The sequence below is a fragment of the Streptomyces sp. NPDC059649 genome (assembly GCF_042734445.1).
In the GTDB taxonomy this organism is placed as follows: Bacteria; Actinomycetota; Actinomycetes; order Streptomycetales; family Streptomycetaceae; genus Streptomyces.
The window spans coordinates 11,785-36,408 of record NZ_JBHWDV010000029.1 but is presented as its reverse complement, the minus strand read 5'-3'; the positions used below and the strand labels follow the sequence as shown (position 1 = coordinate 36,408).

Sequence of the window (24,624 nt, the reverse complement as noted above, 5' to 3'; positions counted from 1 at the left end):
CCCCGGCACCCATCCGGACAAGGGCGGAACGCCCTGGCATTCCCGCATATTCGCCGACCTGACCCCCCTGCGCACCTCGCCCGACTACCGCCGCCTGTGGTGCGGCAACACCATCTCCTGGATGGGCCAGCAGATGACCGCCCTCGCGGTCTCGCTGCAGGTCTACGCCATCACCCGGTCCACCTTCTCGGTCGGCCTGGTCGGCCTGTGCTCGCTCGTCCCGCTGGTCGTCTTCGGCCTGTACGGCGGCGCCATCGCCGACACCGTCGACCGCCGCAAGCTCGGCCTCTACAGCGCCGTCGGCGCCACCGCGATGTCCATCACGCTGGCCACCGCCGCGCTCGCCGGATACCACCGGGTCTGGCTGCTCTACACCGTCGTCGCCCTCCAGGCCGTCTGCTTCGCGATGAACTCCCCGGCCCGCACGTCGATGATCCCCCGGCTGCTGCCCACCGAACAGCTGCCGGCCGCCAACGCCCTCAACTCCCTTACCAGCAAACTCGGTCTGATGGGCGGCCCGATGCTGGGCGGCGTCATCGTCGGCCTGTGGGGCTACCAGGCCGCGTACCTGATCGACGTCGCGGCCTTCAGCGGTGCGCTCTACGCGATGTGGCGCCTGCCGTCCATGCGCCCCGACCAGGGCGACGGGCCGCGGCGCCGCGCCTCCGTCCTCGACGGCCTGCGTTTCCTCGCCACCCGGCCCAATCTGCGGATGACGTTCTTCTCCGACCTGGCGGCCATGGTGCTGGCCCAGCCCCGCGCACTGTTCCCCGCGGTCGCGGTGCTGTGGTTCGCCGGCGACGCCAAGACCGTCGGCCTGCTCGTCGCCGCGCCCGCGGTCGGCGCCGTCCTCGGCGGACTGTTCTCCGGCTGGCTCGGCGGCATCCGCCGGCACGGCCTGGCCATCCTGCTCGCGGTCGCCTCCTGGGGCGCGGCCATCGCCTGCTTCGGGCTCTCCCGGAACCTGTGGCTCGGCCTGTTCTTCCTCGCCGTGGCCGGCTGCGCGGACACCGTCTCGATGGTCTTCCGCAGCACCATGCTCCAGGCCGCCACTCCGGACGCGATGCGCGGCCGCCTCCAGGGCGTCTTCATCGTCGTCGTCGCCGGCGGCCCCCGCCTCGGCGACTTCCTCGCCGGCTCGGTCTCCGACCTGACCACCCCCGCCACCGCGGTCATCGGCGGCGGCCTGGCCTGCATCCTGACCGTCACCACCCTCGGCCTCGGCCGCCGCGCCTTCGCGAGATACGACGCACGGGACCCACAGCCGTAGCCGGAAGCGGCGGTCCGTGGCGGCACCCCGTCCGAAGGCCCGCGACCGGTAGCTCGCCCGTGGCGGGTCACAGCAGTTGGGGTGTCAGGTCCGGGTCGTCGAAGTCCTCGTCGTCGAACGGGTACAGGGGGCGGCGGATCTTGTGGTGGCCGAGGCGGAGGAGGTCCTGGTCGACGCCGCCGGGGGTGAGGGCGAGGAGCCAGTCGGCGGCCATGGCGTACAACTCGGGTTCCAGGTAGCCGATCTTGACGACGACCAGGTCGTATCCGAGGGGGTCGAGGGGACCGAAGTCGGCGCGGGTGTGGAACGGGGTGCGCCGCTCGGTCAGGACGACCGTCACCCCGCCGCGGGTGACCGCCGCGCGCCGGCCGCCCCCGTCGTACGCCGGGTTGCCGCGCGGTGTGCCCGGCGGCGCCCCCTCCGGCGCCCTGCCCGAGGCCCCCGCGGCCGGGCCCGGGGCGGGCCGCGGGTCCGCCAACGCCGTGACCGTACCGGTCAGTTCGTACGGCGCGGCGTGCGGGCCGGTGCCCGCGCTGAAGCAGCCGCCGACGCGCAGGGTCACCTCGGCGCCCGGCCCGGCGGCGAAGCACGCGGCGACCGCCGCCGGGTCGGTGAGGCCCGGGTGCAGCGCGGTGCACCGGCCGCTCGCCAGGTCCTCGTGCGCCAGCAGCCGCCCGAGCATGTACGCGAGGTCGCCGGCCCCGCCCGCGGTGGGGTTGTCGCCGGAGTCGCTGATCAGGAACGGCCGGGCGGAGGAGGCCACCGCACGGGCGATGCAGTCGTCGGCGTCACCGGTCGGGCCGACGAAGGTGAAGTCCCGGCGGGCGTCCCAGTACGCCCGAGCCAGCGCGCCGGCCTGGTCCAGGGCGAGCCCGGGATCGTCCGCGGTGACCACCACCGCGGCCCGGCAGCGTTCCTCGTCGGCCCAGGCGTACCCGACCCAGAGCGCCGCGTCGACGACCCCGTCGAGTGCCTCGACGGTCGCCAGCCGGCCGTAGAGCGATGCGGCCGGTTCGAGGCGGGTGCTGGTCTTCTCGCCCGGGAGGAGCACCGGGATCTGCACCCACGCCCGGTGCGGGCGGCCTTTTCCGGAGACCAGTCGCGCCACGAGGTTGCGGGCGGCCCGCTCCCGGGTTTGCCAGGCGTCCTCGTGCGGCGCCATCCGGTGCGCGGTCAGCAGGTCGAGGTGTCCGGCGAAGCGGCGCGAGACATTGCCGTGCAGGTCCATGGCGGCCGAGATCAGGGTGTCGGGGCCGGTCGCGGCGCGTACGGCCTCGGTCAGGTCCGCCTCCGCGTCGTCCAGCCCGATGACACTCATCGCCCCGTGGATGTCGTCCACCAGACCGTCCAGCGGGCCGGATTCCCTTATGCGGTCGGTGAGTTCGGACCGGATACGGTCGTAGGTGGCGCGCTCGACCGGACCGCCGGGCACCGCGACGGCATGCACCAGGGGGACCCACTCGACCGTCCTGGAGAGGTCACCGTCCGGCCGGGTCCAGGTGTAGCGGTCCAGCAGGGCCCGCCCCCGGGTGACGCGGAAGTCGTCGTACGTCGAGCGGTGCGGGCAGAACTGGCTGGACTCGATGGCCATACCGCCGATGCCGATGCGCAGCGGGCGCCTGGTCGTCGCTGGGAGCATGCGGGCTCACTTCCCTGGGTGGAGGGTTCGCCGAGGCGTGTCCTGAAGGGTCCTAAGGGGTGGGTGTGCCGGGGGATGTGGGCGCTTCCCGGGTGGCGGGGTCCCTCTGGGGGCGGGGTGCGGAGTGCGGTGTTCCGGTCAGTACGGCGTGGCCGGCGCCCAGCAGTCCCGCGTTCGGGCCGCAGACCGCGGTGTCGATGGTGAGTTCGCTGGTGGCCATCGGCAGACAGCGCTCGTAGAGCATCCCGCGCACCGCGGCGACCAGCGGCTGGGCGCCGGCCAGCGCGCCGCCGAGGACCACCGCCTCGGGGTTGAAGAAGTTCACGACGACGGCGAGCACCGCACCGATGTCCCGGCCGGCCTGCCGCACCAGCGTGGTGGCCTGCGCGTCGCCGTGTTCGACCAGCCGCAGGATGTCGGCGGCGGACGCGGCGGCGATGCCCCGCTCGCGCAACGCGGCGGCGATCGCGGCGCCGCTCGCCACCGTCTCCAGACAGCCGATGTTGCCGCAGGAGCACGGGAGTCGGGCGGACTCGTCCACCCGTACGTGGCTGATGTCACCGGCCGCGCCGTGCGCCCCGCGGTGCAGCCGGCCCTCGCTGATGACGCCCGAACCGATGCCGCGGCCGGCCTTGACGACGACGAGATGGCGCCGGGCCGGGTGGGCGGCGCGGTGTTCGCCGAGCGCCATCATGTTGGCGTCGTTGTCGAGCAGCACCGGCAGCCCGAGGCGGTCGGCCAGCCGGTCGCGGAGCGGGAACAGGTGCCAGCCGGGCATCCGGGACGGTGCGACGACCCGGGCGCCGTCGGAGTCGACCGGGCCGGGGAAGCCGATGCCGATGCCGCGGACCGTCCGCCCGGCCGCCCGCTGCCGCTCGGCCAGCGCGCCGAGCCGCTCGGCGAGGGCGTCCAGCGCGGGCCCGGGGCCGGTGGTCAGATCCGTCGCGTGGTCCTCGGCGTCGAAGACGTCGCCGGTCAGGCCCACCGCACCGGTACGGATGTGGTGACTGCCCAGGTCGGCGGCGAGTGCCACCGCGCCCTGCCCGGCGACCCGCAGCAGCCGTGGCCGCCGCCCGCCGCGCGAGGCGCCCGCACCGGACTCGGTCAGCAGCCCGGCCTCGACCAGTTCCTGGACCCGGGCGGACACCGTGGACGCGGCGAGCCCGAGCTCGCGGACCAGGTCCGCGCGAGAGGTGGCGGATCCGTTCGCGACGAGCGCGAGGACATGCGCGGCCGAACCGGGCGGCCCGTCGGGGGTGGTCATGGTCACGCGCCTTTCGCCGGACGGTCGGGACGAGGGGGCTGGTGGTCGAGTGGTGGTCGAGGCGGTGGGGCGACAGGCCCGGCAGGGGCGGGGGAGAGGGCTTCGTTCGGCGGTCTTCCTTCGTTGCCGAAGGAAGACTCCGCCCCAACTCGCCGACAGTAGAGCGCAGTCGGGCCGGATTCGCCAGGGTCTTGACTTCTTTTCGCGGCCGTCCGTACGTTGCTCGCACTCTTCCACCGGCCCGACCTCCCGGAGGCAGCATGGGCCTGCGCAGGACACGAACTCCCGGTCGGATCAAGCGTGTTGGCCGAGGCGGGCGAGTCGGCCGCCTGGTGGTCACCGCGCTGGTCGGTGCCGTCGCGCTGGTCGGCTGTGGCCCGCCTGGCAACGTTGTCACCGAGCTGGGTGCCACCGGTGGCGTGCCCGTCGAGGGTGGGACCGCCACCATGGCGCTGCCGCCCGCCTCCACCCCCAACTGGATCTTCCCCATCGGCGCCCCCGGCTATCTGGCCTCCTACAACAGCGCCATCCAGGACCTGCTGTTCCTGCGGCTCTACCTGCCCGAGAAGAAGGGCGACGCGCTGACCCTGGACTCACCCCGCGGCCTCGCGGGAAAACCCCGTTACGCCGACCGGAACCGCACCGTCACCATCACCCTGAAAAAGGGCTACCGCTGGTCCGACGGACAGCCCGTCACCACCCGCGACGTGAAATTCTGGTTCGATCTGATCAAGGCCAACAAGCGGGAATGGGCGGGGTATTCACCGAAACTCATGCCGGACGACGTCACGGCGTTCGAGGTCCTCGACGACCGCACCTTCCGGCTCCGGCTGGACCGCGCCCACAATCCGGCATGGTTCACCGCCAATGAACTCCAGGACTTCGTGGCCCTCCCCGTACACGCCTGGAACCCGCACCACGAGGACCCCCGGCGGGCCTTCGCCCGGCTGATGCGGCACGCCCGGCAGTTCTCCGCATTCGCCACCGACCCGCTGTGGAAAACCGTCGACGGGCCCTGGCGGATAGCGAAGTGGACCACCTCGGGCCAGGTGGAACTGACCCCGAACACCCACTACAGCGGGCCGGACAAACCCCATCTCGACCGGGTCGTCCTGAAACCCTTCACCACCGCCGACTCCGAATTCAACGTCCTGCGGGCCGGCGGCGTCGATTACGGCTACCTCCCGCCCTCGGTCATGGCCCGGTCGGCGACATTCCGGGAAATGGGCTATCGCATCGACCCCTGGGAGGGCTGGGCGATCACCTATATCGTGCTCAATTACCACCACCCCACCGCCGGGCCCCTGTTGCGGCAGACCTATCTGCGCCAGGCACTCCAGCACCTCATCGACCAGAAGGCGATCTCCCGGGTGATCTGGCACGGCAGCGCCGCGCCCACCCTCGGCCCGGTCCCGGCCGGACTGCTCGACACCGACCCGTATCCGTACGACCCGGAACGGGCGAAGGCCCTGCTGGCGGGCCACGGCTGGGCCGCCCGGGACGGCGTGCTGCGCTGCGTACGCCCCGGGCGCGGCGCCACCGCCTGCGGTGCGGGCGTCCAGGGCGGGCAGGAGCTGCGGCTCTCGCTGCTCTCCCAGTCCGGTTCGACCGAGACCTCCAACACCATGCAGGTCCTCAAGTCGGAGTTCGGCACGGCCGGCATCGCCCTCGACGTCCGGCAGCAGCCGCTGAACACGGTCCTGGGCACCACCGTCCCCTGCACGACCGGCGACCCCGTCTGTTCCGCCTGGCAGCTCGGCTTCTTCGGCACCCAGGGCAGCTGGTACTTCCCGCCGGACCCCAGCGGGGAGAAGATCTTCGCCAGCAACGCCCCCTCCAACATGGGCAGTTGGTCCGATCGCCGTACCGACGAGCTGATCCGGGCCACCGAGTACTCCGACGATCCCGCCGCGCTGCGCGCCTACGGCCGAGAGGTCGCCCGCCGCCTCCCGGTCCTGTGGACCCCCAACCCCGCCTACCAGGTCTCCGCCATCCGCAACGACCTGCGCGGCGTCGACCAGAACCCCACGCTGTCGCTGGCCCCACAGGACTGGTACTACGTCAGGAAGGGCGGTGCCGGACGGTGATCCGCTTCCTGGTCAAACGTCTCGGCCAGGCCCTGGTCGTCCTGCTGCTGGTCTCCGTCCTCGTCTTCGTGCTGCTGCACCTGCTCCCCGGCGGCCCGGCCCGCGCCATCCTGGGCGTGCAGGCCACCCCCGAGGCCGTCGCGCACTTCAACCACCGGCAGGGATACGACCGCTCGCTGCCCGAGCAGTACGTGATGTACCTCGGCCGGCTGCTCACCGGTGACCTCGGGGAGTCCTACAAGCTCAACCAGAGCGTGGCCGCGCTGCTCGCCGAACGGCTGCCCAGGACCGCCCTGCTGGCCGGGCTGTCGCTGACGCTGGCCGCGGTCCTGGCCGTCCCGCTCGGCATCCTGCAGGCGGTACGCCGCGGCCGGACCGCCGACCACGTCCTGACCGGGCTGGCCTTCCTCGCCTACGCCACCCCGGTCTTCTTCCTCGGGCTCGTCCTCGTCCTGGTCTTCAGCCAGCAACTGCCGCTGCTGCCCGCCGAGGCGCCGCAGGCCGACACGGTCGGCGGGATCCTCGCCGAACCGGCCGGCCTGATCCTGCCGGTCGTGACCACGGCCCTGGGAATCGTCGCCGCCTTCAGCCGCTATCTGCGCTCCGCGGTCCTGGACAACCTCGGCGAGGACTACGTCCGCACCGCCCGCGCCAAGGGCCAGTCCGGCACCCGGGTGCTGGTCCGGCACGTCCTGCGCAATGCGCTCATCCCGCTGGTCACCCTCCTCGGCCTCTACCTGCCGACCCTCTTCAGCGGCACCCTCGTCGTCGAGTCGATGTTCAACTACCCCGGCATGGGACTGCTGTTCTGGAACGCGGCCCAGGGCTCGGACTTCCCCGTACTGCTCGGCGTGACCCTCGTCGTCGGCGTCGCCACCGTCCTCGGCTCCCTGCTCGCCGACGTCGCCTACGCCGTCCTCGACCCGCGCATCAGGAGCGTGCCGTGACCACCACCGCCCCCGCACCGCAGGACGCCGCGCCGCCCGCCCCCGGACCGGTCCGCCGCGCCCTGACCGGCTTCCGCCGCAACAAGCTCGCCCTGACCGGCGCCCTGATCCTGCTGGCCCTGCTCGCCTTCTGCTTCCTCGGCCCGCTGCTCCACCCCACCGACCAGATCCACACCGACCTCACCCAGGCCAACCGCGCCCCCGGCGCCGGCCACCCGCTCGGCACCACCGACCTCGGCTACGACCTGCTCGGCCGGCTGATGTACGGCGGCCGCACGTCCCTGGAGGTCGGACTGGCGGCCGGCCTGCTGGCCACCCTCCTCGGCACCGTCTACGGCGCGGTCGCGGGCTACTTCGGCGGCTGGCCGGACGCCGTGATGATGCGGGTCACCGACGCCGCACTCGCCGTCCCCGCACTCTTCCTCCTCGTCGTGGTCGCCACCCTCGTCACCCCCAGCAAGCCGGTCCTCATCCTGGTCATCGCCTCCGTCGCCTGGCTCTCCCCGGCCCGGCTGCTGCGCGGCGAGGCGCTGGCCCTGCGCAGCCGCGACTACGTCCACGCGATGCGGCTGATGGGCGGCGGCGGGGGCCGGGCGGTGTTCCGGCACATCCTGCCCAACGCCCTGGGAACCGTCGTCGTCAACGCCACCTTCCAGATCGCCGACGCCATCCTCTACGTCGCCTACCTCTCCTTCCTCGGCCTCTCCCTGCCGCCGCCCGCCGCCGACTGGGGCTCCCTGCTCTCCGCCGGCATCACCTACACCCAGGTCGGCCACTGGTGGCTGATCTATCCGCCGGGCCTCGCGATCGTGCTGGTCGTGGCCGCCTTCAACTTCCTCGGCGACGGGCTGCGGGACGCCCTCGACGTACGGCTCGACACGGGACGGGGCAGCCACCGATGACCGAACCCCTGCTGCGCATCGACGACCTGCGCGTGGACATCGCCACCCGCGACCGGACCGTGCACGCCCTCGACGGCATCGACCTCGACCTCGCCCCCGGCGAAGCGCTCGGCCTGGTCGGCGAGTCCGGCTGCGGCAAGACCCTCACCGCCCTCTCCGTCCTCGGCCTGCTCCCGGCGGGCGGCCGGATCACCGGCGGACGCATCCTCTTCCACGGCACCGACCTGGCCGCCGCCCCCGAACCCGTCCTGCGCGACGTCCGCGGGCACACCATCGGCATGGTCTTCCAGGACCCGCTCACCTCGCTCAACCCCACCATGACCATCGGCGCCCAGGTCGCCGAACCCCTCCGCCTGCACACCCGGCTGACCAGGGCCGAGGCCCGCGCCAAGGCCGAGGAGATGCTCCGCCTGGTCGGCCTGCCCCGCCCCGCCGAGCGGATGGCCCACCATCCGCACCAGCTCAGCGGCGGTATGCGGCAGCGCGTCGCGATCGCCATGGCCCTGGTCTGCGAACCGGACCTGCTGATCGCCGACGAGCCCACCACCGCCCTCGACGTCACCACCCAGCACCAGATCCTGGAGCTCCTCGACGAACTGCGCGCCCGGCTCGGCATGGCCCTGATCCTGGTCACCCACGACCTCGGGGTGATCGCCCGCCGGGTCGACCGGGTCGCGGTGATGTACGGCGGCCAGATCGCCGAACGCGCCCCCGTACGGCCGCTGTTCACCGCCCCTCGGCACCGCTACACCCAGGCCCTCCTCGCCGCCCTCCCGGAACGCGCCGCCGACCCCGCCCGCCCCCTCGCCACCGTCCCCGGCCTCCCGCCGGCCCTCACCACCCGCCCCACCGGCTGCCGCTTCGCGCCCCGCTGCGGCTTCGCCACCGACCTCTGCCGCACCGCCGAACCGGAGCTCACCGACGGCCCGGACGGCGGCCGGCCGGCCGACCGCACCGCGCACGCCTTCGCCTGCTTCCACCCGGCCGGCCCGGCCCCCGGCACCGACCCGGTCGCCGAGGTACGCCCGCCCGCGCCCGCCGCGGCCCCGCCCCGCACCGACGCGCCGCTGCTCCGCCTCACCGACCTCGGCAAGAGCTACCCGCTGCACGGCGGCCCGTTCGCCCGCCGCCGGGGCGCTGCCGAGATCAGCGCGGTGGCCGGGGTCTCGCTCACCGTCCGGCGCGGGGAGACCTTCGGCATCGTCGGGGAGTCCGGCTGCGGCAAATCCACCCTCGGCCGGCTGGCGGTCGGCCTCGAGGCCCCCACCACCGGCACCGTCGAGGTCGCCGGCCGCGACCTCGCCACGCTACGGGGACGCGAACTGCGCGCCCACCGGCGCGAGGTCCAGCTGATGTTCCAGGACTCCGCCGCGGCCATGGACCCCCGGATGCGGGTCGGCTCCGTACTGACCGAACCCCTGGTCATCCAGGGCATCGGCGACCGGGCCGCCCGCCGGCGCCGGATCGCCGGCCTCCTGGACGACGTCGGTCTGCCGCGCGGCGCCGTGGACCGCTACCCGCACGAATTCTCCGGCGGCCAGCGCCAGCGCCTCGGGCTGGCCCGCGCCCTCGCGCTCGCCCCCTCCCTCGTCGTCGCCGACGAACCGGTCTCCGCGCTCGACGTCTCCGTCCAGGCCCAGATCCTCAACCTGATGCGCGCCCTGCAACGGGAGAAGGGCCTGAGCTACCTCTTCATCTCGCACGACCTCGCGGTGGTGCGGCACGTCGCGGACCGGGTCGGCGTGATGTACCTCGGCACACTCGTCGAGACCGGCCCCGTGGAGGCGGTCTTCGACCGCCCGCTCCACCCCTATACCCGCGGGCTCCTGGACACGGTCCGCCCGCCCGACTCCGCCTCCCGCCCCCTCGGCGGCGAGACGCCCTCGGCCGCGTCCCCGCCGTCGGGCTGCCGCTTCCGCACGCGGTGCGCCTTTGCGACGGAGCTCTGCGCGACGGAGCCGCCGCCGGCGGTGGTGGAGACGGGCGGGGCCCACCACGTCTCCTGCCACTTTCCGCTTCGCGGTTAGCCCCACGTACCTGTCTGCGGCGCCGCGGGGCTTGCTCGCCGTTGCGCTTTGCGGCGCCCCCGCACGTACCCGTCTGCTGCGCCGCGGTTGTTGCTCGCCGTTGCGCCTGCGGCGGGCTGGGTGTTGTCGGGTGCGGTGACGGACCTCCGGGGCCTTGTTCGTGGACTGCTTCGCTTTACGCTCCGCTGCGCTCCGCCTTCGCTCCTTAATTGAGCCCCTGGAAGCGAAGCCCACGAACAAGGCCCCTCCGGCCCGTCCCCTCCCGTGAGAGGGAAAGTTAAGGACGGTGGGGGTGCAGGTAATGCCCACGTGCGCGCAGCCAACGGATGACAGTCACCCCCACCGGCCTCTCACCACCCACTCACGGGAGGGGCTGGACCGGAGGACGAAGTCTGGAGGGCCGGCACCGCACCCGACAACACCACGCCCGCCGCCAGGCGCAACGGCGAACAAGCCCCGCGGCGGGACAGACAGGTGCGTGCGGGGCGCCGCAAAGCGCAACGGCGACAAGCCCCGCGGCGGGACGGCCAGGTACGTGGGAGGCGCCGCAAAGCGCGCAACGGCGAACAAGCCCCGCGGCGGGACGGCCAGGTACGTGCGGGGCGCCGCAAAGCGCAACGGCGACCAAGCCCCGCGGCGGGACGGCCAGGTACGTGGGAGGCGCCGCAAAGCGCAGCGGAACGGTGCGGGGCGCAACCCACCGTGCGGGGGACCCGTAGAGACGCCAGACTCGGGTACGGGGGACACATGCGGCGTACGCCGCATACGTGGCTACAGAACCTCTCATTGGAGGCCCGCCGTGCAGCGGCAACCGCACCCGCGCCGTGAGCGCACGCTCGACCGCGATCCGGAGCCCACGCGGCCGCCGGACCCGGGAGGCCCGCCGCCGAATCCCACCCCCGACCCGCTTCCCGGACCACCGGTCCCGCCCCCGCCACCGGAGCCCATCCCTCCGGAACCGTCGCCGATACCCCGGCCGCCCGGACCCGATCCCGACCCGGTCCCGGACCCGTCCCCCGCTCCCTCACCGCTTTCCTAGGAGGTGCTGACCATGGCCATCGCCACGGTCAACCCGGCCACCGGCGAGACCCTGAAGACCTTCGACGCGCTCAACGCGGGCGAGATCGAGGACCGCCTGGTCAGGGCGGAGCAGGCGTTCCAGATCCACCGCACCACCAGCTTCGCCCGCCGTACGGAACTGCTGCTCAAGGCCGCCGACCTGCTGGAGGCCGACCAGGACGGCATCGCCCGCACGATGACCACCGAGATGGGAAAACCGCTGGTCCAGGCCCGTGCGGAGGCCGCGAAGTGCGTCAAGACCATGCGCTGGTACGCCCGTCACGCGGAGGGCCTGCTGGCCGACGAGCACCCCGACCCGGCGGACGTCGCCGACTCCGGGGCGATGCGTGCCGTGGTCCGCTACCGGCCCCTCGGCCCGGTGCTGGCGGTGATGCCGTGGAACTTCCCGCTCTGGCAGGTCGTGCGGTTCGCCGCCCCGGCGCTGATGGCCGGCAACACCGGACTGCTCAAACACTCCTCGAACGTCCCGCAGACCGCCCTCTACATCGAGGAGCTGTTCCGCCGCGCCGGCTACCCCGAGGGCTGTTTCGAGACCCTGCTCATCGGCTCCGGCGCCGTCGAGGAGATCCTGCGGGATCCGCGGGTGGCCGCCGCGACCCTGACCGGCAGCGAGCCGGCCGGGCGTGCGGTGGCGTCCATCGCCGGTGACGAGGTCAAGAAGACCGTGCTGGAGCTCGGCGGCAGCGACCCGTTCGTGGTGCTGCCCTCCGCCGACCTCGACAAGGCGGCCAAGGTCGCGGTGACCGCGCGGGTGCAGAACAACGGGCAGTCCTGCATCGCGGCCAAGCGGTTCATCGTGCACAACGACGTCTACGACGCGTTCAGCGAGCGGTTCACCGAGCGGATGGCGGCGCTGACCGTCGGCGACCCGATGGACGAGAACACCGACATCGGACCGCTCTCCAGCCAGCAGGGCCGCTCCGACCTGGAGGAACTCGTCGATGACGCGGTCCACCAGGGCGCGACCGCGCTGTGCGGCGGGCGCCGGCCGCCCGAGCACCGGGCCGGCTGGTTCTACGAGCCCACGGTCCTGGCGGGGATCACCCCGACCATGCGCATCCACCACGAGGAGGCGTTCGGCCCGGTCGCCACCCTCTACCGCGTCGCCGATCTCGACGAGGCGGTCGAGCTCGCCAACGACACCCCGTTCGGGCTGAGTTCCAACGCCTGGACCCGCGACCCCGACGAACAGGCCCGGCTGGCCCGGGACCTCCAGGCCGGCGGCGTCTACTTCAACGGCATGACCGCCTCCCACCCCGGCCTCCCGTTCGGCGGCGCCAAGCGGTCCGGCTACGGGCGGGAACTGTCCGGCCACGGCATCAAGGAGTTCTGCAACACGACGACGCTCTGGTACGGCCCCGAGGAGTGAGGGTTCGACGGGCGCGTGCCCGGCCGTGGGTGGTCACCGCGCCGGGTCCGCGCCGTCCGGTGTCAGGAACTCGCACCACAGCGCCTTGCCGTTGCCCCGCGGCTCCGCGCCCCAGCGGTCCGCCAGCGCCTCGACCAGCAGCAGGCCCCGGCCCGAGGTCGCCGTCTCGCCGGGGCTGCGGCGGCGCGGCCACTGGCTGGAGCGGTCCTCGACCTCCAGCCGGATCCGCCGCGGGGTGCCGGGCAGGAGCTCCACGGTGACCAGGGCGCCGCTCTCGGTGTGGGTCAGCGCGTTGGCGATCAGCTCCGAGGCCGCCACCTCGACGTCGTGCAGGACGGCGCCCGCCCGCCACTGGTCGAGCACGCGGCGCAGCGCCGAGCGGACCTCGACGGTGCCCGACGGATCGGCCTGGTGGACGTGGAGCCGCAGCCGCGGCGTGGTCACGGCCCCCGGGCCCGGCTCGCGGTGCAGCAGCAGGAGGGCCATGTCGTCGTCCGAGCCGGGGTCGGCCCACAGCCGGGCCGAGAGGTGGTCGGCCAGCTCCTCCAGGTCCGCCGGGCCGGTGCGGACCGCCTCGGTCAGCGCCTCGAGGCCCGCCGAGATGCCCCGGCCGGGCTGTTCGACCAGGCCGTCGGTGCACAGCAGCAGCGTCGACCCGGGCTCCAGGAAGAGCTGGGTCTCGGGGAAGTGGTCGGGCCCGAAGTGGGTGGCGAGCCCCAGCGGCAGCCCGCCGCGGACCTCCGGCCAGTCGATGTGCCGGGAGGTGTTGCTGATCAGCGGGCCGAGATGACCGGCCCGCGCCACGTGCAGCGCCCCCGACTCCAGGTCGGCCTGCACATACGTACAGGTGGCGAACCGCTCGGTGTCCAGCTCGGCGAGGAAGCGCGAGGCCCGCACCAGCACGGTCTCCGGGGCGTGCCCCTCGCTGGCGTAGGCGCGCAGCGCGATCCGCAGCTGGCCCATCACGGCGGCGGCGTGCGTGTCGTGCCCCTGGACGTCACCGACGACGAGCCCGGTGCGGCCCTGCGGCAGCGCGATCACGTCGTACCAGTCGCCACCGATGTCCCGGCCGACGCTCGCCGGGTGGTAGCGGACGGTGACCGCGCCGCCGGCGAGGGGCGGCAGCCGGCGCGGCAGCATCGTCGCCTGCAGCCCGGTCGCGAGCTCCCGCTCCTGGTCGAACAGGGTCGCCCGCTGCACCGACTGCGCCACCACACCGGCCAGCGCCAGCGCCAGGTTCCGGGCCTCCGGCGACCGCACCGCCGGCTCGGCGTTGAACAGCCCCAGCGCCCCGATCACGGTGTCCTGGGCGACCAGCGGCAACAGGGCCGCACCGCCCGCCGGCAGCAGGTCCGCGTACGGGCGCAGCCGCGGGTAGCGGGCGATCAGCTCGCCGCGGGTGCTGAGGAAGACGGGCCGCCGCCGGCGTGCCGCGTCGGCCAGCGGCAGGGTGTCGTCCAGCCGCGAGTTCATCATGTCGTCCGGGACCTCGCCCAGCATCCCGGCGGCCGCGATGACCTCGAACCGGTCGTTCGCGACCAGCCCGAGCACCAGCCCGTCCGCCCCGAACCGCCGGGCGCCGCGGCTACCGGTCAGCACCCGCGTCACGTCCCGTACGGACAGCGCCCTCGACAGCGCGGCGGTGGTCTGCTGCACCATCACGGTCTGCCGCTGCCGCTCCTGCTGCAGCGAGCGCAGCAGCGCCGAGTCCGCCAGCTCACTGGTCGCCTCCCGGACGATGCCGATGACCCGGTACGGCGTGCCCTCCGGATCGTGCAGGATCCGCCCCTGCGAGTGCGTCCAGCGCCGCGTCCCGTCCCGGCACTGGACCCGGAAGTACGCGCCGTACGACGAGTGGCCGTCCTGGAGCGCCTGCGAGAGCGCCTCGTCCAGCCGCAGCCCCTCCTCCGGCGGCACCCGCGCCACCAGGGACAACGGTGCGCCGTCGTATTCCTCCGGGCGCAGGTCGAAGACGTCCAGGGCGCCGGGGTCCAGGTCCATGAACCCGCGGTCCAGGTCCCAGTCGAAGGTGCCCATCCGGTTGAGTGAGAGCCGCTCGCGCAGCCCGAGCGGCTCGTGCCGCGAGACCCCGGGAGTCTCCTCCGCGACCCGGCGCCAGTCCCGGTCGGTTCGGGGGTCGTAGCCCTCGTCGGACGGTCCGGCCGGCGGGGCCGTCATCGGGTGCCCCACCTCGTGGCCCGGGAGCGTGCGACGTGTGGGCTCGCCATGCGAACACCCTAGGCGGGGCCCGCACACCCCGCATGTCCGGTGCTCCGGGCGGCCCCCGGGGTACGGAGAACGGGTGAGGGGAGGGGAGGGGAGGGGAGGCAGGGACGCGTTCGGGGGCGGGGGCGGGTGCACCCGGCGCCCGTGGCGCGGCAGGTACCGGCCGCGGTACCGGTACCGCGGGCCCGGCCCGCTCCCCGGAGTCCGGAAGACCAAGGCGGGCAAGCCCCCCGGCCCCGCCCCGGCCCCGCCCAACTCCCTCTTGTATACCGTCGCTTGACGCAACCGTTCACCTCCCGAACCATGGGGCGGAGCCGTCGGCCGGGTGCCCCGCCGGCCGGAAGCCGCGAGCGGGCCGGGTCCGTACCGGCTCACCGGGCAGAACACCGGGCGTACGCCGGACTGCCCGCGCCACAGGAGGGCCCCGCCATGAGAGCGCGAGCCGCACGAGCGCGACGCCGCCGGCGCGCCCTGGCCACGTCCGCGGCCGGGGTGGCCGGCCTGCTGGTGCTGTGGACGGCCGCCGGGGCGCCGACGCCCCCGGAGCCCGCCGGCCCGGCACCGCACCGGATGCGGGTCTACCTCACCACCACCTCCGACCCCGGCGGCCGGCAGGTCGTCCAGGGTCTGCGGCGGCAGCCGCCGCTCACCTTCCGGCCGGGCCGCGGCGGCACCCTCACCGTCGACCCGTCCCGGACCTACCAGCGGTTCGAGGGCGGCGGCGCCTCGTTCACCGACACCGCCGCCTGGCTGCTGAACAGCAGCGGTGCGCTCAGCGAGGCGACCCGCGCGACGGTCCTGCGCAAGCTCTTCGACCCGGACGACGGCATCGGCCTCGGCTTCCTCCGCAACCCGATGGGCGCCTCCGACCTCGCCCGCTCCGGCTACACCTACGACGACCTGCCCGCCGGCCGCACCGACCCGGACCTCCGGCACTTCTCCGTCGCCCACGACCTCGCCGACGTCCTGCCGCTGACCGCCCGGGCCCGCCGGCTCAACCCGGCGCTGAAGGTGATGGCCACGCCCTGGACCGCGCCCGCCTGGATGAAGGACAACGGCCGGCTCGACCAGGGCCGGCTGCGGCCGGAGTACCACGCCGGCTACGCCCGCTACTTCGTGAAGTACCTCCGGGCGTACCGCGACCGCGGCGTGCCGGTCGACTACGTCTCCGTCCAGAACGAGCCCACCTGCTGCGCCGGTTACCCGTCCATGCGGTGGACCGGCGCCTCGCTCGCCCGCTTCACCAAGCACGACCTGCTGCCCGCGCTGCGCCGGGCCCAACTGCCCACCAAGGTCCTCGCCCTGGACTGGAACTGGGACCGCTACGACGCCTTCGCCCGGCCCACCGTCGACGATCCGGCCGTCCGCCACCACCCCAACTTCGGCGGTCTGGCCTGGCACGGCTACGGCGGCGAGGTCACCCGGCAGACCCGGGTGCACGACCGGTACCCCGATCTGCCGGTCTACGACACCGAGCACTCCGGCGGCCGGTGGATCGCCAACCAGCAGAAGCAGGACATGCACGACCTCATCGACTACACCCGCAACTGGGGCAGCAGCTGGACGAAGTGGTCACTCGCCGTGGACCAGAACCACGGCCCCCACCACGGCGGTTGCTCCGACTGCAGCGGGCTGGTCACCGTCCACCACGGCGACGACCGCAACGGCCGGGTCGACTACACCGTCGAGTACTACACGATGGGCCACCTCACCAAGTTCGTGAAACCCGGCGCCCGCCGCATCGCCTCCACCGGCCCGTCCGCCCTGCCCCACGTCGCCTGGCGCAACCCCGACGGCTCCACCGTCCTGATCACCTACAACGACACCCCCACCCCCCAGCCCGCCGGCATCAACTCCACCCACCGGCACACCCGTTACACCCTCCCCCCGGGCGCCTCGGCCACCTTCGTCTGGTAGCGGGCCCGAGCACTGGCTTCAGCGCCGGCGCGAACGGGCGGGCGCCGGCGCCGCGTCGTCCAGGAGCACGGGCCCGTACCGGTCAGGCGTGTGCCGCGGCCGGGGTGGTGACCGGGCGGGTGTGGCGGGTGCGGTGGGCCAGGGTGGCCTTGCGGGTCGCCACGTCGACGGTGTACGCGTCGATGGTCAGGCGGGCGCCGGACACCTTCAGCAGCATGAAGCCGTGGTCGGAGAAGTTCTGCCAGGCCGCCGGATGCGCGAAGTGGGCCTTGCCGTCCTCCGTCTTGGCGGACGCCCCGCACACCACCTGGCGGGTGCCGCCGGTGCGTGCGGTCGGCTCCAGGATCTGCAGGGTGTGGTCGTGCCCGGACAGGATCAGATCGGCCCGGCCGCACACCACCTTCTCGTACATGTCCTTGAGGTGGACGCCGCTGGTGTAGTTGCCGATCTCGAAACCGTCGTACGAACCGGCGCTGCCGTGCTTGCCGTTGTTGAGGTACGGGTGGTGGCCGATCACCACCTTCCAGCGCGCCCGAGAGGACCTGAGCGCCTCGTCCAGCCAGCTGCGCTGGGCGCGCATGTACGGGCCGTCCCAGCGGTAGTACGGGTCGAGCTGGGCGACGTACGACGACCAGGGAATGGTGTCGAGGGCGAAGAACTCCACCAGCGGGTCGGCGGCGGGCAGCGGCACGCGGTAGTAACGGGCCGGCATGTACCAGCGCTTCGAGCTCTTGGCGTAGGAGACCTCGCGGTCACCGCGCGACGGGTCACCGCCGCTGCCGGGTATCAGCCCCGAGCAGTCGTGGTTGCCGAGCACCATCAGCCAGGGCACGTCGATGCCGCTGTTCGGCTTCTCGAACTTGTCCTGGAACTCGGAGTCGTGGTCGGACTCCGGCCCGTTCTCGTAGATGTTGTCGCCCAGCCCGACCGCCAGGCCGACCCCCTCGCTGCGGCAGATGTCACGCGCGGCGGCCGCCACCGCGTACTGCGCCTCGTCCCCGGTCCCCGCGTCACCGGTGACCAGAATGGCGAACTCGCCCTTGCCGTTGGGGCGTTCGGGGAACGGGAAGGCTCCCGGCGCACCGGGGCGGGGGGCGGCGGACGCGGGGGACTGGGCCGGCGAGGGCAGCACCGCCAGCGCGGCACCGGCCATCGCGCCGCCCAGCAGGGTCCGCCGGTTCACCCACTGCGGCACCCGCCCCGTCGTCGGCATCGGCGCCGCCCCGGCGCCCGCCGCCTCCGAGCCGGCCCGCAGCCACTCCCGCTCGGTCATGTCCGCCTGCGGCGGGATCAGTTCGTCTTCACACATGCCTGGTTTTTCTCATGGCCGGCAGGGGCGATGGTGACGAAAAGATGAACCGGAGGTGGACGTATGGCGATCGGCGACACCTTTGCTACGCGTCGGTAACTACCCGTCCCCGTACGGCATCAGGCGGTGAGAAAAGCGGACGCGGCGCCTTCCGTCAGCCGCTCGCGAGCCGGCGCAGGGTGCGGCCCAGGCGGCGGACGTAGACCCGCTGGAACACCGGGACGAGCGGACCGGCGATCCGGGTGAGGGTCTGCGCGGGACGGCTGAACGCGGTCACCGTGAACCACACCGTGCCGTCGGCACGCAGCTCGGCCAGGAACGCCTCCTCGCCGCACTCGGGGTGCCCCTCCCGGGTCCCGTACGCGAAGCCGATCCGGTCCCTCTCGTCCGCCGTCCACACCACCCGGCAGGGCGCCCGCAGCCGCAGCGGGCCGACGCCCAGGGAGACCGTCACGGCCACGCCGGGGGCGGCCCGCGGGGCGTCGGACCGGATGCCGGTGCCCGCCGCCCGGTGCATCCCGAAGGTGGTGATGGCCTCGCCCGCCGCGGTGAGCACCGCGCGGCCCCGGCCGATCGGCAGCTCCTCGTGGAGGTGGTCGTAGCCGGGCGGCAACGGCGAGCGTCCGGTGGCGCCCACCTCGGGGTAGCTGAGGTCGGTCAGATCGGTCATGAACGGCGACGGTACGCGGGCGGCCGCAGGTGATCAACAACGTTCGCCGGGCGGCCGGGCCACACCGTACGGGACCGGGCCCGCGAACGGCACGGCCGTCCGTCACACCCGGCCGAGGAACGCCTCCACCGTCCGGACGAAGAAGTCCGGGTCGTCGAGCCACGGGTAGTGGCCGGCGCCCGGCTGGACGGTCAGCTCGGCGGTGGGGAGCAGCCCGGCGATGGTGGCGGCGATCCGGGGCAGCGGACCGCCGTCCAGCTCACCGGCGAGGAACAGCACCGGAGCACGCAGCGCGGCGAGGGCGGCACGGGTGGCGGCGGGCTCGAAGGCGCCGGCCGACGCGTAGTGCTCCGCGGCCTCCTCGTTGGTCTGCGCCACCTCGGCCGCCGCATGCGCCCGTGCGGCCGCGTCCCACCGCCCGTAGAAGAAGGGCATGGCGGTGTCCCACTGCTCGTCGGTCGCCGTGCCGGCCCAGATGGCTTCGAAGGCGCCGTGGGCGGACTCGTACCACGGTTCGGCCTTCCGCAGCGCCGCGGCCTCCAGACGGTGCTCGGTGGTGAAGTCGACGCCGAGCGTCCGGCCCCGGGCATTGCTCAGCACCAGCGCACGGATCCGCTCGGGGTACCGCGCCGCGTACGAGAGGGCGAGGTCACCGGCGGCCGAGTGCGCCAGCAGATCGGCCCGCGCCAGGCCGAGGTGCCGGCGCAGCGCCTCGACGTCCTCGGCCTGCCGGTCACAGCGGTAGCCGGCCGGGTCGGCGGGTACGCCGGAGTCGCCGGTGCCGCGCAGGTCGAGCAGCACCAGTTGCCGGTGCGCGGACAGCCCACCGAGGTCGCCGAGGTAGGCGGCGGCCCGCATCGGACCACCCGGCAGGCAGAGCAGGGGTTCGCCCTCGCCCAGCAGGTGGTAGCTGAGCTCGGTCCCGTCGGGCGCGGTGAAGGTGGCGGCAGACATGGCACCATCCTCCTGACCGCGCGACGATCACGGCAAGGGGGTTACGGGGCGGAGACGCCCGGCCCACCGGGACCTGCCCGTTCCGCGGAGTCCGGCCGGTCGGAGGTGCCCGGCTCCCCGGCCGGTGTGCCGTGCCGTCCCGCGCCCGCGGCGAAGCGTGCCGCGCCCTGCCGCGCCTCGGCCAACACCGCCTGCCCGTAACGGAGTTCGGCGGCCATCGCGGTCTCCTCGTCCCTGCCCTCCTGGTCCAGCAGGGACGCCCGGTCGCTGCGCAGACACGCCTGCGGGAAACGGGCGAGCTCGGCGGCCAGTGCTTCCGCCTCCGCGCGCGCCGTACCGGTCGGCACCACCCGGTGGGCCAGCCCGATCGCCAGCGCCTCCGCGGCCGGCACCGGCCGGCCGGTCAGCACCAGGTCCATGGCCCGGCTCGCCCCGATCAGCCGGGGCAGCCGCACCGTACCGCCGTCGATCAGCGGCACGCCCCACCGCCGGCAGAACACCCCGAAGACCGCGTCCTCCTCGGCCACCCGCAGATCGCACCAGAGCGCCAGCTCCAGCCCGCCGGCCACCGCATGCCCCGACACCGCCGCGATCACCGGCTTGCTCAGCCGCAGCCGGGTCGGCCCCATCGGCCCGTCGCCGTCCGCCGCCACCCGGTTGCCGCGCTCGGTGCCCACCTCCTTCAGGTCGGCCCCCGAGCAGAACGTGCCGCCCGCGCCCCACAGCACCGCCGCCCGCGCCCCGTCGTCCGCCTCGAACTCCCGGAAGGCATCGGCGAGTTGACGGGCCGTGGCGCCGTCCACGGCATTGCGCCGGTCCGGCCGCGACAGCACCACCGTCGTCACCGGCCCGGCGCGCTCCACCCGTACGGACATCAGGCCGCGCCCCCGACCGCCGCGCCCCCGACCGCCGCGACCCCGGCCGTCGTGCTCCCGGCCGCCTTGCCCCGGGCCGCCGCCTCCGGCGTCCACGGCCGGACCCGTTCGAGGATCGCCGTCAGGCCGGCGCCGGGCGGCAGCGTGCCGTACGCATGGCCCCATTCCCCGCCGAGCCGCGTCGCGCAGAACGCATCGGCCAGCGCCGGATCGCTGTGCCGGACCAGCAGCGAACCCTGTAGCACCAGCGCCATCCGTTCCGCCAGCGAACGCGCCATCAGCTGCGCCCGCTCCGGACCGGACGCCTCGCCGAGCAGCTTGCGCACCCCGGCCACCGCCGCGTCCAGCCGCCGGTCGGCGCCCGCCGCCTGCTCCACCTCGGCGAAGAACGCGTCCAGCGCGTCCGGTTCCCGGCCCAGCGCCCGCAGTACGTCCAGCGCGGCGACATTGCCCGACCCCTCCCAGATGGACAGCAGCGGCGCCTCCCGGTAGAGGCGCGGCATGCCGGAGTCCTCGACGTAGCCGTTGCCGCCCAGGCACTCCAGCGCCTCCGCGGCGTGCGCACTGCCGCGCTTGCACACCCAGTACTTGCCGGCCGCCAGCGCCACCCGGCGCAGCGCCGCCTCCTGCGCGTCCCCGGCCTGCGCCCGGTCCACCGCCGCCGCCAGCCGCAGGCCCAGCAGCGTCGCGGCCTCGGACTCGATCGCCAGGTCCGCGAGCACCGAGCGCATCAGCGGCTGCCGGTCCAGCTCCCGCCCGAACGCCCGCCGGTGCGCGGTGTGGTGCAGCGCCTGCCGCAGCCCCGCCCGCATCCCGGCCGCCGAGCCCAGCACACAGTCCAGCCGGGTCATGTTCACCATCTCGACGATGGTCCGCACCCCGCGGCCCGGCTCGCCGACCGGCCACGCCACCGCCTGCTCGTACTCGATCTCGGACGAGGCGTTGGAGCGGTTGCCCAGCTTGTCCTTCAGGCGCATCAACCGCATCCCGTTCCGCGTGCCGTCCGGCAGCACCCGCGGTACCAGGAAGCAGCTGAGCCCCTCCTCGGTCTGCGCCAGCGCCAGGAACAGATCGCTCATCGGCGCCGAGGTGAACCACTTGTGGCCGGTGAGGCGGTAGGTCCCGTCGCCGGCCGGCACCGCGCGCGTGGTGTTGGCCCGCACGTCGGAGCCGCCCTGCTTCTCCGTCATCGACATGCCCGCGATCAGACCCGACTTGGTGAGCGGGGCGCGCAGCCCGAAGTCGTACGACCGGGCGGCCAGCAGCGGCTCGTACCGCGCGGCGAGCTCCGGTGCGGCACGCAGCGCGGGCACCGCGGCGTACGTCATCGAGATGGGGCAGCCGTGTCCCGGCTCGGCCTGCGACCAGACGTAGAACTTCGCGGCCCGCACCAGATGCGCCCCCGGGCGGTCATCGGTCCACGGCGCGGCGTGCAGGCCCTGCTCCACCGCCACGGTCATCAGCTGGTGCCAGGCCGGGTGGAACTCGACCTCGTCGACGCGGTGCCCGAACCGGTCGTGGGTGTGCAGCCGGGGCGGCTGCTGCTCCGCCCAGCGCGCCTGGTCCTGCACCGCCGCCGAACCGGCCAGCGCCCCGAGCGCGGTCACCTCCGGCTCGCCCCACCCGGCGCCGTACCGCCGCAGCGCCTCCAGCAGGGCCGGCTCGTCCGCCGTACTGAACCCGGTCAGCGGCGGCGCCTGATTCACGACTTCATGGGTGACGGTCATACCCTCGACATTACAGAATCCGAACACCCGAAGGAAGCATGTAATACCGCCCGCGGTGACCGGCCGCGACCACCGACCACCGGCCCGCCGACCGCCGCCCCGTAAACTCCAGCCACCCATGAACGCCCAGCCACCCATGAACGACAACCGCCCCGCCCCCCTCGACCGCCCCGCCGACCTCGACCGACCGCGGCCGCTCACCGCCCGCTCGATCGTGCTGAGCACCCTCCTCGGCCACCATCCGCCGCGCCTGCCCGCGCGCGCCCTGGTTCGGGTCGGCGAGCTCTTCGGCGTCGCCGAGGGCACCGTCCGGGTCGCCCTGTCCCGCATGGTCGCCGCCGGTGACCTGCGGCAGACCGGTGGCACCTACGCCCTCACCAGCCGCCTCCTGGCCCGCCAGGCCCGCCAGGACGAGAGTCGTACGCCGCGCACCCGCCGCTGGCACGGGGACTGGGAGATCGCCGTCGTCACCACGGCCGAGCGCCGCCCCGCCGCGGAACGCACCGCGCTGCGACAGGCCATGGCGGGCCTCCGGCTGGCCGAACTCCGCGAGGGCAGCTGGCTGCGCCCCGCCAACCTCGACCGGCCCCGCCCGGCGGTGGTCACCGAACAGTGCACCTGGTTCACCGCCACCCCGGACGACGACCCGGCCGCACTCTCCGCCCGGCTCTGGGACCTCGACGCCTGGGCGGCCCACGCCCGCGCCCTGATGACCGCTCTGGACCGCGCCGACACCCTCGCCGACCGCTTCACCATCGCCGCGGCCGCCCTCCGCCACCTCCTCGCCGACCCCCTCCTCCCCGCCGCCCTGCTCCCCCCGGACTGGCCCGGCACCCCGCTCCGCACCCACTACGCCCACTTCGAAGCAGACCTCCGCCAGGCCCTCCGCCCGTACCTGTCCGACTAGGGGAGGCCCCCTTTCCGGACAGCAGGAAGGGCGTTCAAGCCGGGCGTTCGGGGCGGGAGTTGAGGCCGGGCGTTCGGGGCGGGCGTTCAGAGCGGGAGGGCGCAGACGGGGAGCGGGGCGGCGAAGGGTTCCCTGGCAGGAGTCAGGGTTCCGGTGCGGGCGGTGACGGCGAAGACCGTGACCGTGCCGGACTTCTGGTTGGCCGCGAACAGCCACCGCTCGTCCGGGGAGAAGGCGATCTGCCGGGGGAAGTCGCCGCCCACCGGCACGGTGTCCAGCAGGACGAGCCGCGCCCCGCCCGCCGTGACGGCGTAACGGGTGAGGCTGTTGTGGCCGCGATTGGCGAGGAACGCATAGCGCCCGTTGGCGGTGACCAGGATCTGGGCCGGATAGCTGGTGCCGGGGCCGGTCCCGGTGGACTGCGGTGCGCCGGGTGTCAGCCGTCCGGTGCGGCGGTCGTAGCGGCAGACCACCACCGTGTTGTCCACCTCGTTCGCCAGATACGCGAAGTCCCCGGTGGGGTGGAAGGTCAGATGCCGGGGGCCGGCGCCGGGCCGCAGCGACGCGGCCGACACCTCGGTGAGCTTTCCGGCCGTGGGATCGAGGCGGTAGGTGTACACGGTGTCGTTGCCGAGGTCGACGGCCAGGATGTGGCGGCCGTCGGGGCCGGTGAGGATCTGGTGGGCGTGCGGGCCGTCCTGGCCGGGGCCGGGCGGCGGAGCGTCGTGGGTGACCAGGTCCGTGCGCGCCCCGAGGGCTCCGGTGGCCCGGTCGACGGGGTGGACGGCCACGCTGCCCGAGAGGTAATTGGCGCTCAGCAGCCAGCGGCCACCGGGGTGCACCGACAGATGGCAGGGGCCGGCGCCGCCGGTGGACTGCGCGCCCAGCACGGTGGGCCGGCCGTCCGCGGCCAGCGCGAGGGCGGTCACCCGGCCGTCCTGCTGCTCGTCGACCGCGTAGAGGGTGCGGCCGGACGGGGCGAGGGCGAGGTAGGACGGGTCGGGGACGCCGGGGACCACGCCGGTGGCGGTGATCCGGCCGGTCGCGGTGTCGTACGTGGCGAGACCGATGCCGGTGCCGCCGCCCTCCTTCGAGGTGTAGGTGCCCAGGAAGAGCGGGCGGGTACCGTGCGGGCGGCGGCCGGCAGTGCGTCCGGCCCGCGCGGGCGCCGCATCGCCGGCGGTCAGCGGCCCCGCACCGGCCGCCGTGACCGCCCCCACCGCCACCGTCCCGAGGAACCTGCGGCGGCCGATCCCGCCTCCGGCCGCCGCCCCTGTACGCGAGTCCGTGCGCGCTTCCGTCATGGGAGCAGGGTGGCCCGCGGCGCCCGTGCGGGCAAGAGCTGCAACCCGGATTGCGCAGGGTGCAACGGCGGCGGAGCCCTTCCGCGGCCTGTCCCCTCCGGGTTCGACCCTGAGAGACCCCTACATCCCCAAGATGACCAGGTACCCCTT

The 24,624-nt window shown here is 74.0% G+C and carries 17 protein-coding genes; 8 read left to right on the top strand and 9 right to left on the bottom strand.

Going from position 1 to position 24,624, the window contains the following annotated elements:
• Nucleotides 1-46 precede the first annotated feature (46 nt).
• Nucleotides 47-1,270 (top strand): MFS transporter, encoded by a 1,224-nt coding sequence (locus ACFV1J_RS26185; protein ID WP_385862006.1) that lies wholly within the window; start codon nucleotides 47-49, stop codon nucleotides 1,268-1,270.
• A gap of 67 nt (nucleotides 1,271-1,337) precedes the next feature.
• Here the strand turns inward: ACFV1J_RS26185 and ACFV1J_RS26180 are convergent, their stop codons facing one another.
• Nucleotides 1,338-2,909, bottom strand: coding sequence for a M81 family metallopeptidase (locus ACFV1J_RS26180; protein WP_385861897.1), 1,572 nt, complete (start codon nucleotides 2,907-2,909; stop codon nucleotides 1,338-1,340).
• 52 nt (nucleotides 2,910-2,961) lie between these two features.
• Entirely contained in the window at nucleotides 2,962-4,173 is a 1,212-nt protein-coding gene (locus tag ACFV1J_RS26175) for an ROK family protein (RefSeq protein ID WP_385861895.1), read from the bottom strand.
• 332 nt (nucleotides 4,174-4,505) lie between these two features.
• Between ACFV1J_RS26175 and ACFV1J_RS26170 the strand changes: the two genes are divergently transcribed.
• The 5 genes from ACFV1J_RS26170 (at nucleotide 4,506) to ACFV1J_RS26150 (ending at nucleotide 12,585) form a co-directional block, all read left to right on the top strand.
• Nucleotides 4,506-6,260 carry a peptide ABC transporter substrate-binding protein gene (locus tag ACFV1J_RS26170; RefSeq protein ID WP_385861893.1) on the top strand — a complete coding sequence of 585 codons (1,755 nt, stop codon included), beginning with the start codon at nucleotides 4,506-4,508 and terminating at the stop codon, nucleotides 6,258-6,260.
• Nucleotides 6,257-7,207 carry an ABC transporter permease gene (locus ACFV1J_RS26165; RefSeq protein WP_385861891.1) on the top strand — a complete coding sequence of 317 codons (951 nt, stop codon included), beginning with the start codon at nucleotides 6,257-6,259 and terminating at the stop codon, nucleotides 7,205-7,207. The genes ACFV1J_RS26170 and ACFV1J_RS26165 overlap by 4 nt, the downstream gene beginning before the upstream one ends.
• On the top strand, nucleotides 7,204-8,109 hold the full coding sequence (locus ACFV1J_RS26160; RefSeq protein WP_385861889.1) for an ABC transporter permease: 906 nt from the start codon (nucleotides 7,204-7,206) through the stop codon (nucleotides 8,107-8,109). The genes ACFV1J_RS26165 and ACFV1J_RS26160 overlap by 4 nt, the downstream gene beginning before the upstream one ends.
• Nucleotides 8,106-10,136: a dipeptide ABC transporter ATP-binding protein gene (locus tag ACFV1J_RS26155; protein WP_385861887.1), complete on the top strand. Its 2,031-nt coding sequence runs from the start codon at nucleotides 8,106-8,108 to the stop codon at nucleotides 10,134-10,136. The genes ACFV1J_RS26160 and ACFV1J_RS26155 overlap by 4 nt, the downstream gene beginning before the upstream one ends.
• Nucleotides 10,137-11,187: 1,051 nt before the next feature.
• Nucleotides 11,188-12,585: an NADP-dependent succinic semialdehyde dehydrogenase gene (locus tag ACFV1J_RS26150; protein WP_385861885.1), complete on the top strand. Its 1,398-nt coding sequence runs from the start codon at nucleotides 11,188-11,190 to the stop codon at nucleotides 12,583-12,585.
• A 33-nt stretch (nucleotides 12,586-12,618) separates the two neighbouring features.
• Here ACFV1J_RS26150 and ACFV1J_RS26145 read toward each other — a convergent pair whose 3' ends face one another.
• Nucleotides 12,619-14,763, bottom strand: coding sequence for a SpoIIE family protein phosphatase (locus ACFV1J_RS26145; RefSeq protein ID WP_385861883.1), 2,145 nt, complete (start codon nucleotides 14,761-14,763; stop codon nucleotides 12,619-12,621).
• Nucleotides 14,764-15,240: 477 nt separating this feature from the next.
• Between ACFV1J_RS26145 and ACFV1J_RS26140 the strand changes: the two genes are divergently transcribed.
• The gene (locus ACFV1J_RS26140) at nucleotides 15,241-16,728 is read left to right on the top strand and encodes a glycoside hydrolase family 30 beta sandwich domain-containing protein (RefSeq protein ID WP_385861881.1); all 1,488 of its coding nucleotides are present in this window, start codon (nucleotides 15,241-15,243) and stop codon (nucleotides 16,726-16,728) included.
• 82 nt (nucleotides 16,729-16,810) lie between these two features.
• Here ACFV1J_RS26140 and ACFV1J_RS26135 read toward each other — a convergent pair whose 3' ends face one another.
• From ACFV1J_RS26135 to ACFV1J_RS26115, 5 genes are all read right to left on the bottom strand, one after another.
• Nucleotides 16,811-18,037 (bottom strand): metallophosphoesterase, encoded by a 1,227-nt coding sequence (locus tag ACFV1J_RS26135; protein WP_385861879.1) that lies wholly within the window; start codon nucleotides 18,035-18,037, stop codon nucleotides 16,811-16,813.
• Nucleotides 18,038-18,191: 154 nt separating this feature from the next.
• On the bottom strand, nucleotides 18,192-18,698 hold the full coding sequence (locus ACFV1J_RS26130) for a DUF1990 family protein (RefSeq protein ID WP_385862004.1): 507 nt from the start codon (nucleotides 18,696-18,698) through the stop codon (nucleotides 18,192-18,194).
• 111 nt (nucleotides 18,699-18,809) lie between these two features.
• Nucleotides 18,810-19,661 carry an alpha/beta fold hydrolase gene (locus ACFV1J_RS26125; protein WP_385861877.1) on the bottom strand — a complete coding sequence of 284 codons (852 nt, stop codon included), beginning with the start codon at nucleotides 19,659-19,661 and terminating at the stop codon, nucleotides 18,810-18,812.
• A gap of 41 nt (nucleotides 19,662-19,702) precedes the next feature.
• Nucleotides 19,703-20,536, bottom strand: a complete 834-nt coding sequence (locus ACFV1J_RS26120) for a crotonase/enoyl-CoA hydratase family protein (protein ID WP_385861875.1) — start codon at nucleotides 20,534-20,536, stop codon at nucleotides 19,703-19,705.
• Nucleotides 20,536-22,263 carry an acyl-CoA dehydrogenase family protein gene (locus ACFV1J_RS26115; RefSeq protein WP_385861873.1) on the bottom strand — a complete coding sequence of 576 codons (1,728 nt, stop codon included), beginning with the start codon at nucleotides 22,261-22,263 and terminating at the stop codon, nucleotides 20,536-20,538. Before ACFV1J_RS26115 ends, ACFV1J_RS26120 begins: the two co-directional genes overlap by 1 nt.
• Nucleotides 22,264-22,399: 136 nt before the next feature.
• On the opposite strand from ACFV1J_RS26115, the gene ACFV1J_RS26110 reads away from it, so the two are divergent.
• Nucleotides 22,400-23,170, top strand: coding sequence for a PaaX family transcriptional regulator C-terminal domain-containing protein (locus ACFV1J_RS26110; protein WP_385862002.1), 771 nt, complete (start codon nucleotides 22,400-22,402; stop codon nucleotides 23,168-23,170).
• An 86-nt stretch (nucleotides 23,171-23,256) separates the two neighbouring features.
• Here ACFV1J_RS26110 and ACFV1J_RS26105 read toward each other — a convergent pair whose 3' ends face one another.
• Nucleotides 23,257-24,474 (bottom strand): lactonase family protein, encoded by a 1,218-nt coding sequence (locus tag ACFV1J_RS26105; protein ID WP_385861871.1) that lies wholly within the window; start codon nucleotides 24,472-24,474, stop codon nucleotides 23,257-23,259.
• Between the last annotated feature and the right edge of the window lie 150 nt (nucleotides 24,475-24,624).